Annotated in this window: 8 protein-coding genes; 2 read left to right on the top strand and 6 right to left on the bottom strand. The window is 39.2% G+C overall.

The window, feature by feature from the left end:
* The first annotated feature begins 32 nt into the window (after positions 1-32).
* Positions 33-659, top strand: coding sequence for a glutathione S-transferase family protein (locus HUN22_RS13060; protein ID WP_174730092.1), 627 nt, complete (start codon positions 33-35; stop codon positions 657-659).
* A 14-nt stretch (positions 660-673) separates the two neighbouring features.
* On the opposite strand, the gene HUN22_RS13055 is transcribed toward HUN22_RS13060, so the two are convergent.
* The 5 genes from HUN22_RS13055 to HUN22_RS13035 form a co-directional block, all read right to left on the bottom strand.
* Positions 674-1453 carry a Rossmann-like and DUF2520 domain-containing protein gene (locus HUN22_RS13055; protein WP_174730090.1) on the bottom strand — a complete coding sequence of 260 codons (780 nt, stop codon included), beginning with the start codon at positions 1451-1453 and terminating at the stop codon, positions 674-676.
* Between the two features lie 94 nt (positions 1454-1547).
* Entirely contained in the window at positions 1548-2975 is a 1428-nt protein-coding gene (locus HUN22_RS13050; RefSeq protein WP_174730087.1) for an OmpA family protein, read from the bottom strand.
* Between the two features lie 212 nt (positions 2976-3187).
* Positions 3188-4423 (bottom strand): dihydroorotase, encoded by a 1236-nt coding sequence (locus HUN22_RS13045; RefSeq protein ID WP_174730085.1) that lies wholly within the window; start codon positions 4421-4423, stop codon positions 3188-3190.
* Positions 4424-4435: 12 nt separating this feature from the next.
* Positions 4436-5452 (bottom strand): aspartate carbamoyltransferase catalytic subunit, encoded by a 1017-nt coding sequence (locus HUN22_RS13040; protein ID WP_002121555.1) that lies wholly within the window; start codon positions 5450-5452, stop codon positions 4436-4438.
* 124 nt (positions 5453-5576) lie between these two features.
* Positions 5577-5921: a hypothetical protein gene (locus HUN22_RS13035; RefSeq protein WP_174730080.1), complete on the bottom strand. Its 345-nt coding sequence runs from the start codon at positions 5919-5921 to the stop codon at positions 5577-5579.
* 241 nt (positions 5922-6162) lie between these two features.
* On the opposite strand from HUN22_RS13035, the gene rlmKL reads away from it, so the two are divergent.
* Positions 6163-8373, top strand: coding sequence for a bifunctional 23S rRNA (guanine(2069)-N(7))-methyltransferase RlmK/23S rRNA (guanine(2445)-N(2))-methyltransferase RlmL (rlmKL, locus tag HUN22_RS13030; protein WP_174730076.1), 2211 nt, complete (start codon positions 6163-6165; stop codon positions 8371-8373).
* A gap of 18 nt (positions 8374-8391) precedes the next feature.
* Here the strand turns inward: rlmKL and HUN22_RS13025 are convergent, their stop codons facing one another.
* Complete coding sequence (locus HUN22_RS13025; protein WP_174730073.1) at positions 8392-8805, bottom strand: hypothetical protein; 414 nt, start codon at positions 8803-8805, stop codon at positions 8392-8394.
* Positions 8806-9027: the final 222 nt, after the last annotated feature.

Here is a 9027-nt window from a genome sequence, read left to right as displayed (position 1 = left end):
GTACTTACTACTCACGAAAAGTCAGACAACACATGTTAAAAATTTTAGGGCGTGATAATTCCATTAATGTTCGCAAAGTCTTATGGCTGTGTGAAGAATTAAATCTTGAATATGAGAGAGAAGATTGGGGAAGAGGCTTTCGCTCTGCTCAATCACCTGAATATTTGCAATTAAACCCCAATGGTCAAATTCCTGTTGTTTTAGATGGCGATTTAGTCCTTTGGCAATCCAACAGCATTATCCGTTATCTGGCGAATGCTTATGACAAAGAGCATCAGCTTTACCCTACTCAAGCGAAAGAAAGATTCTTTGTCGACCAGTGGATTGATTGGCAAGCAATAGAGCTGAATAACAGCTGGACTTATACGATTATGTCTTTACTTAGACATTCACCAGATCATCAAGACCCAAACTTATTACAGCAAGGTATTCATGACTGGAATCATCATATGCAGATTCTCGATCAACAACTTGCAAAAACCCAAGCCTATGTTGCTGGTTCACAATTTAGCTTGGCCGATATTCCGATTGGTCTGTCTGTACAACGCTGGAAGGCCACTCCTTTTGACCATCCAACACTTGAACATGTCGACCAATACTTTGAACTGTTAAATCAACGTGCGGGTTTCTTAAAATGGGGAAATAACGGTGAACCTTGATTTTTAACTAACCTTTAAGCTGAGTGATGGCGCTTCACGATGCCATCACTTAAAAGTTGATAAACCTGTTTTAAATCATCTCGATTTGCTTGAGCTAATAAGCCTTGATGCATCGTCAAGATGTTTTGATCGCCTCGCATTGCAGGCCCTGTTTGCATTTGCTTTGGATCATTTTCAGTGGCTTTTTTTGCTGTTTCCACAATTAAAGGATAGAGCAAGCTAAAGTCGACCTGCTCTTTATCTACAACCTGCTTTGCCATATCAAAACAATAGTTACTAAAGTTACAGGCAAACACAGCTGCTAAATGTAAAGTTAAACGTTGTTTTGAGGTGTATTGATACACTCGATTACTTAGGCTATTTGCTATATTTAAAAGTAGTTCTTGATCAGTATCTGTTACCGCTTCGACAAATAATGGTGTTGCGTGCCAATCAACTTCTCTTTCAAGGCTAAATGTTTGTAATGGGTAAAATACCCCTGCTTTTTCATGCACATGACTGATAACTTCAATATCTGTACTACCAGAGGTGTGAACCATAAGTGTTTCAGGAAATAATTCATGAACCTGTTTTGCAAGGTCAGCAATAGCGCTGTCTGAAACTGCCAGAATAATTAGCTCAGTCGGTTGAAATTCGCGAAGAGACTGACATGCTTTTGTCTGAATTTTCTCTGCAAATTTTTGGGTTTTCTCAAAATCACGCGCATAGACTTGTACGATGTGATGACCTTGAGCCAAAAGTACTTTTGCCAAATGAAAGGCAACTCGCCCACTTCCCACCAAACTGATTTTCATATCAATCCAACACTATTTATTTCAACAAAAAAGCTTCTCAAAATGAGAAGCTTTTTTCAAATTAAAATAACTAATTTTTCATAAATCAGAACTATTATTGAGCTACTGAAAACTCGATACGACGGTTTTTAAAACGCCCTTCTTCTGTTGTGTTCTCTGCAACTGGTTGATCAGAGCCATGGCCTTGTGCAACTAATTTAGACCCATCTACACCTTTAGATGTTAAATAGTCGACCACAGCTTGAGCACGACGTTGTGATAAAGCTTTATTTGCCGCAGCATTACCAGTCGAGTCAGTATGACCACCCACATTTAATTTTACATTAGTCACTTTACTCAAAAGTGTTGCAGCTTGATCAAGAATGGCTTTGTTATCTGCTGGAATATCGCTTGAGCCACTCGCAAAGTTAATGATTTGCAAGTTAAGCGCTTTTACTAATGCATTAACATCGACATTATTCGGATCAATTGAGCCTAGAGCAGTTTGCGAAGCAGTTAAGCTATTACTTACAGATTGCTCAGCTGTTTCTGGTGCAGTAGAAACAACCTCAGTGTGAGGAACAAGTGCTTTTACTTTTGCGGTTAATGCTGCTAAAGCTGCTGCATCACCTGCTTTCAAAGTAATTTTGTCACCTATCCATTCTAAAGATGCATTTGGCACACCTTTTAATGCACCAAGTACTCCTGCAAGTGCATCTTTGTCTGTAAATCCAGCCGCATAGGTTTGACTACTATCCACATTACAATCTTGAGTTGATGAGAAAACCTGCTTAACTTGAGTTTGTAGTGTTGCTAAGAATCCTTGATCGCCAATACCTGCCTGACACTGGCTTACAGTACCTTTATCATCTGTGCTTAAAGTTAAACTTGCGGGTGCAGCGGCGGTATTAGCCTCAACACCACTAGCAGCCATCGGCTCTGGTGCTGGTACAGCTTCTTTATGCTGGCAAGAACGCCATAACCAAGCAATGATAAGCCCCAAAATAATTAAGGCAATAATAGGGAGGAACCCACGAGATTTACCCGTTTTTTCGCTAGCCGCAGCTAGTGGCGGAGCTGTTGAAGTTGCATGTGTAACTGAAGATAAACCTGCACCAAGTCCTAAAGGCGCTAATAGACCTACTGCCCATCCCGGTAAATGCGAACGAATTGTTTCTGCATGCTGACGTAAATAATTCACAATACTCTGTTGATCATTTCCGGCAACGTCTGAAATTGCATTAAGGCTGGGTTTAATTGCACTGTTGAGTGTGCTTTCGATTTCATTATTTGGCGCTGTACCACTTAAATGTGTCAGTACAGTATTCTTGATTTGGTCATTATGAGAAAAAAGGTCTGATAACGAGGGGGCCAAACTGTTTTTTAATTGTCCGATAAGATCAGGTTTAGCAGCTAACAATGAAAGTAAAATTGGATAAAACTTAGATAAAGCATTCGATTTTTCGCCTAGGTATCCATCCTGTTCATCTAATAATATTGAAGATACTTTTTCTTTAAGCAGTTCTATAGGGTTTATCGACATTGGTTATTCTCCCGAATTTTATACGTCGTAACCAGCAACTTTTGATTATTCAAATACTTCTCTTTGCTGATAGTTTTTATTCTAATGTGCGTTCAACCTTTTGTTGTCTTTTAAATAATTTATATACAAATTTCCATCTAGTATTTACAAAACAGGCAGATCTTATTGATCTACCTGTTTATATTTTAAATTTACTTTAAATAAGCATTTTATCAGTTAGCAAAAGTTTGAAGTACTTTACCTGTAAGGTTTTGACCCAACAATGGAGTATTTTTCCCTTGTGATAAAATCGTGTCTTTGCTTACTGTCCAGCTTAATTCAGGATCGACTAATACCCAACCTGCTTCATCTTTCCAACGCGTAGTCATATTGGCAACCTGTGCAGGTATGCTAGTCACTTTTTCAACCCACTCTAAAGGTTCAAATAAACCTTCATTGATGAGCTGAATGCCTAAAGATACATAAGTATCAAAGGCGGTAATACCCGGTTGAGTTTCAGCAAATGGCGCCATTTTTGCTGAACTACTTAAAGGCTCATGATGCGTACAAATTGCATCAATCACGCCTTCTTTTAAGCCTTGACGTAAAAGTTCTTTATCTTGCTCAGAACGCAATGGTGGACGAACATGCGCAAGCGAATTGAAACCATCAGTTAAGTTTTCAGTTAAATGCAACTGGTGCATGGCGACATCAGCAGTCACAGGTAAACCTTTTGCTTTTGCAGCGCGGATTAATTCAACCGATGCACCACAAGACAGCAAACCAAAGTGAGCTTTTACGCCAGTTGCTTCAATCATAAGCAAATATTTCGCAATCGCTACAGTTTCAGCAATTGCCGGAATCATCGGCAGACCTTGGCGAGAAGCAATAAAGCCTTCATGTGCACATCCGTCTTTAGCAATCTGAGGCTCTTCAGCATAAAATACGACTGTTAAACCGAGACCCGCTGCATATTCCAAGGTACGAATAACTACATCATCATTTTCGAAAGCAGCATTTGCATTAGAAACAGCCGTACAACCACCCTTTTTTAGGCCTGCCATATTTGCTGGTTGTTTACCATTTAAGCCTTGGGTTTGAGCACCAATGATATGCATGTGAATACCACCATCATGCCATGCCTTTTCAACCAAGCCATGAATGAGAGCACCATTGTCTTGTACAATCGGCTTTGAGTCAGGCGGAGTAATGACATGCAAAATACCATTACCACGTGCTGCCTTGCCTTCCGATTTCAATGTCCCATGTTGCTGTTGACCCGGTTCACGCAAACGCGCGCACAAATCAACCATGGTTGGCATTAACCATTTGCCTTGGCCATCAATGGTTTGTTCAACGTGCTCAACTTGCGCAACCAACTTGCCATTTTCAATATATACAGTTTGTACGCTGTCTGTTTTTTGGATTGGGTCTAACACACGTACATTTTCAATTTTTACAATACTCATGTGATCCATTCCTTACAACGTAATCGCTTCAATTAAACCTTGCTCTTGGAGTTGGCCTTGCATTGATAAAGCCAACACAGCCATACGAACTGCAATGCCATTGGTTACTTGTTTCAAAATAACCGACTGATCTCCATCAGCAACACTTGAATCAATTTCTACACCACGGTTCATTGGTCCCGGATGCATCACAATACAGTCTGGTTTAGCTAAACCAAGACGTTCTTTGTTTAAACCATACATTCTGTAGAATTCAGACTGTGAAGATAATGCTGGAGAGTCAATACGCTCATTTTGAATACGTAAGGCAATAATCACATCACAGTCAGTAATGCCTTCATCCATCTTGTTGAACAAGCGAACATGCTCTCCATATTCAGAAAAGCCCACTGGCAATAATGTATTCGGTGCAATCACGCGAATGTCTTTACAGCCCAATGTTTGCAGTGCAGCCACATCAGAACGTGCAACGCGAGAGTGTTTAATGTCACCAATAATGGCAACGCTTAAATCTTCAAATGGTTTTTTAGTTTCACGGCGAATGGTGAGCATATCAAGCATTGCTTGCGTTGGATGCGCATGACGACCATCCCCTGCATTAATAATCGCAACCTTTGGACATACATCTTTAGCAATGAAATGTGCAGCACCCGAAGATGAATGGCGAACAACAAAAATATCTGCCGCCATTGCTTCAAGGTTCCAGAGCGTATCGCGCAGAGTTTCACCTTTTGATGTACTTGAACGTGCAATATCAATGTTCAGTACATTGGCAGACAAACGTTTTGCTGCTGCTTCAAAAGTAGTACGGGTACGTGTGGAGTTTTCAAAGAAGAGATTCATAACCGTCAATCCCTCTAAGAGCGGACGGTTAATTAAATTATTATTATCATCTAAAAAGCTTTGTGCGGTATCTAAAATCTTAGTGAGGTTTTCTTTTGAAAGTCCCTCAATCGTTAAAAAATGTTTTAAATTTCCGTCTTGATTGAGCTGAACCTGGCTCGGCTGATGCAACGCTGCAATATGCATAATGGATTCCTATGGGTCGAATCGCGAAAACGTGCATAGTGTAGCTGAATTCCGCTCTTTTCGCAGAAGAACTTTACAGAATAAGACCCTAAATTGACCAGAAAATTTAGGGCCTTGGTCTGGATTATCTTAAGGCACCAATATAATGGTGTGGAACTTGTGCCCGATAAATGTCTTCGGCACTAATCTCCGAGTCTTCGTCGGCCTTAACAACAGCAATTTTTTCTTTTTGAGAAGGCTCAGGTATTGTATCAACCAAAGATTTTAATCGTTCAACACATCGTTTTAATTCATCATCTTCCGATTCTAGTGCTAGCGTAATGACATATTTTGCATAATCTTTATTTTGAACAACGTACATTGCATCTATTACGCGCCCCGTTACCCTACGCATTCGTACATATATTTGTGTAGCCGCTGAGAAAGCATCTGCATTAGCAATAAAACCATTCCCCATCATGTCTTTCATTTATAATTACCCCATCAATCTAAAATAATAAAGGTGGTTAAAAAAATAGCTGTATTTGTTAAATAAATAACCATTGATAAGATTGAGTTAGCAAAATACATACCACTTTTATTGTATTAATCTTTAAAAATCAGTTTATTGGTTGGATTATGAAAGGTTGCAATAATTTAAAAACCTTTACACATCAAAATAAGTTAAACTTTGCATCGTTAATATTTATATGTTTTGGTCAATCGAGTTTATGAATACCTCTTTACGTTTAAACCACTATTGGATTACTTGTGCTGATGGTTTAGAAGCCCTCTTACAAGAAGAAATAGAACAGCTTGGCACCAAAGTGACAGAACGTAAAGCAGGACGTTTAATCATTGAAGGGACGCTTGAACATGCTTACCGCATCTGCATGTGGTCGCGTCTTGCTTCTCGTGTTTTACTTCCTATTCATACCTATGAACTCGAACATACACACGATGCACGTGATGTAGCAGAAGAGCTCTATGAAGGTGCGATTAGCTTTGACTGGTCACTTATTTTTGCACCACAAAGTACCTTCGCAATTCGCTTACATGCAGAGCGTGAAATTAAGGTTAATACTCAATTTGCAACGCTTAGGGCAAAAGATGGTGTAGTCGATTCCTTTATGGAAGCTGTAGGTCGTCGCCCAAGCATTGACACTAAACAACCGGAAATTACGTTATATGTTTTAGCAGGTAAAACTGAACATACCTACTGCCTAGATTTATCTGGTGATTCATTACATAAACGTGGCTACCGTCGTTATATGACGGATGCACCAATTAAAGAAAACCTTGCTGCGGCAATTTTACAAAAGGCTCAGCTTCAACAACGTAAGCCAGAGATTGTGCTCGACCCAATGTGTGGTTCAGGTACATTTATTATTGAAGCATTAATGATATTGACTGACCGTGCACCTGGACTTGTTCGTCGCTTTGGTTTTAATGGTTGGCATGGTCATGATCGCGAACTTTGGCTTTCACTCAAAGCTGAAGCAGCAGAACGTCATGAAAAGGCACTTGAATTACCTTTACCAAAATTTTATGCCTATGATGCAGACTGGGAAGCTATAAAAGCAACTCGTGAAAATATTATTGCGGCGGGCTTTGAAAAAGTATTAGGTCAAATTCAAATTGAAGAACGTACTTTAGCTGACTGGCCTGATTTTGCTGCTGAAGGCAAAACCGCATTTATTGTGACAAACCCTCCATATGGTGAACGTTTAGGTGATAAAGCCTCTAACCGCTCTCTTTATCTTGGTTTATCTGCACTTCTACAAAAACATTTCCCCAATCAATATGCAGCCATTATTGCAGCTCAAATTGAACAGGCCGATGTTTTAGCATTTGAAGCGCCTGAAACCTTACGTTTAATGAATGGTAAGTTACCAATTTATATTCGCTTTGGTTCAATTAAGCCTGAAAAAGTAACTCAGCCATTTTTAGCAACTTGGCAAGCTCAACCTATTGAAATGGAAGAAGCTCAAGACTTTGCTAACCGTTTGCAAAAAAACATGACTGCCTTAAAAAAATGGGCAACGAAAGAAAATGTTTATTGCTTACGTTTATATGATGCAGACTTACCTGACTTTAATGTTGCTGTAGATTTATATGGCGATCGCTTACATGTTCAAGAATATGCACCACCAAAAACGATCGATCCTGAAAAAGCAAAAAAACGTTTTAATTTAGCACTCGCTGCAATTCGTGCTGTTACCGGTTTAAACCGCGATGCCATTTTTATTAAGACACGTGCGCGCCAAACAGGTACAAATCAATATACAAAACAAAGCACAGCTTCAAAACGTTTTATCGTTCAAGAAGGTAAAGCTAAAATTTTAGTGAACCTGACAGATTACCTAGATACAGGTTTATTCCTTGACCACCGTCAAATGCGTTTACGTATCGCTCAAGAAGCTCGTGGTAAGCACTTCTTGAATTTATATAGTTACACGTCTACAGCAAGCTTACATGCCGCTTTAGGCGGTGCTGCAAGCACGACAAGTGTAGACTTATCTAACACCTACCTAAGCTGGTCAAAAGAAAACTTCGTTTTAAATGGTTTAACGGTAGATCATGCAGATGAACAGCATATGTTCTTTGCGAGCGACTGTTTTGAGTGGTTAAAAGAAGGTCACGAACAATACGACCTTATTTTTATCGATCCACCGACATTCTCAAACTCTAAAAAGTTCTACGGTACTTTCGACGTCCAACGTGACCATGTTTCACTCATTAAGCGTGCAATGAACCGTTTAAACAGTGAAGGAACGCTCTATTTCTCAAACAACTATCGTGGTTTTGAAATGGACGAAGAGATTGAAGCTATTTTTCAGGTTGAAGAAATCACTTCTGAAACCATTGGCCCTGATTTTAAACGTAATCAAAAAATCCACCGTGCATGGAAAATCCAGCATCCTGGTCTAGATCAGTATTAATAAGACTAGAGGTTATTATTACTTCACGGTAATAATAACCTCACCATGAACATTTTTTGATTCAAAATCATATTTGGTAAAGCGGTCTGCTCTTTCGGGTAACGCGATCATTTCTAGTTTCTTCTTTTCCTTACTATCTAGCACATGATTTTGTTTTTGTTCTTGATACGGAGAAAGTACGCTTGTTCTAAGTGCATCCCATCGAACTTGTTGTAAATAATTATCCCCTAACACCTGACGTGCTTGTTGTTGTTCTATCATTGGTTTCTTAGCATCGTCTTGAGCTTTCGCAATAATCACAGGTAAAGCTGCATTCACCGCTCCAGTTTGTGTCGCCAAAGCCCCTTCACTTAGAGGCTGCGCAGCCCATACATTGATGGGAAGTAACATAAAGCCCAAAACACACAGCGCAGGTCCTTGTTTGTTGTTCATTGCATTTATCCTAAATTGTTATTGTTCGTTATATCGAACAAAATTAACAATTTTTTAAACATGTCGCAATGTTATAAATAGACTTCCCGACAATTAACATTGATCATTTTAAAACCGGAAATATTTCACAAGCATTTAGTGAATATTCAAGTTGTTTTATAGATTTTTATTTCAGACTTGTATGACACTGCTAAATCACTTACTGTAATTTTATAATTTATC

It is taken from the genome of Acinetobacter lactucae (genome assembly GCF_013344765.1).
Classification (GTDB): domain Bacteria; phylum Pseudomonadota; class Gammaproteobacteria; order Pseudomonadales; family Moraxellaceae; genus Acinetobacter; species Acinetobacter lactucae_A.
This window is presented reverse-complemented; position numbering and strand designations above follow the sequence as displayed.

Bases quoted from the DNA above. Each gene is read 5' to 3' on its own strand.
- HUN22_RS13045 (WP_174730085.1), bottom strand. From the start codon at position 4,423: ATGAGTATTGTAAAAATTGAAAATGTACGTGTGTTAGACCCAATCCAA.
- HUN22_RS13035 (WP_174730080.1), bottom strand. From the start codon at position 5,921: ATGAAAGACATGATGGGGAATGGTTTTATTGCTAATGCAGATGCTTTC.
- HUN22_RS13060 (WP_174730092.1), top strand. From the start codon at position 33: ATGTTAAAAATTTTAGGGCGTGATAATTCCATTAATGTTCGCAAAGTC.
- HUN22_RS13050 (WP_174730087.1), bottom strand. From the start codon at position 2,975: ATGTCGATAAACCCTATAGAACTGCTTAAAGAAAAAGTATCTTCAATA.
- rlmKL (WP_174730076.1), top strand. From the start codon at position 6,163: ATGAATACCTCTTTACGTTTAAACCACTATTGGATTACTTGTGCTGAT.
- HUN22_RS13025 (WP_174730073.1), bottom strand. From the start codon at position 8,805: ATGAACAACAAACAAGGACCTGCGCTGTGTGTTTTGGGCTTTATGTTA.
- HUN22_RS13040 (WP_002121555.1), bottom strand. From the start codon at position 5,452: ATGCATATTGCAGCGTTGCATCAGCCGAGCCAGGTTCAGCTCAATCAA.
- HUN22_RS13055 (WP_174730090.1), bottom strand. From the start codon at position 1,453: ATGAAAATCAGTTTGGTGGGAAGTGGGCGAGTTGCCTTTCATTTGGCA.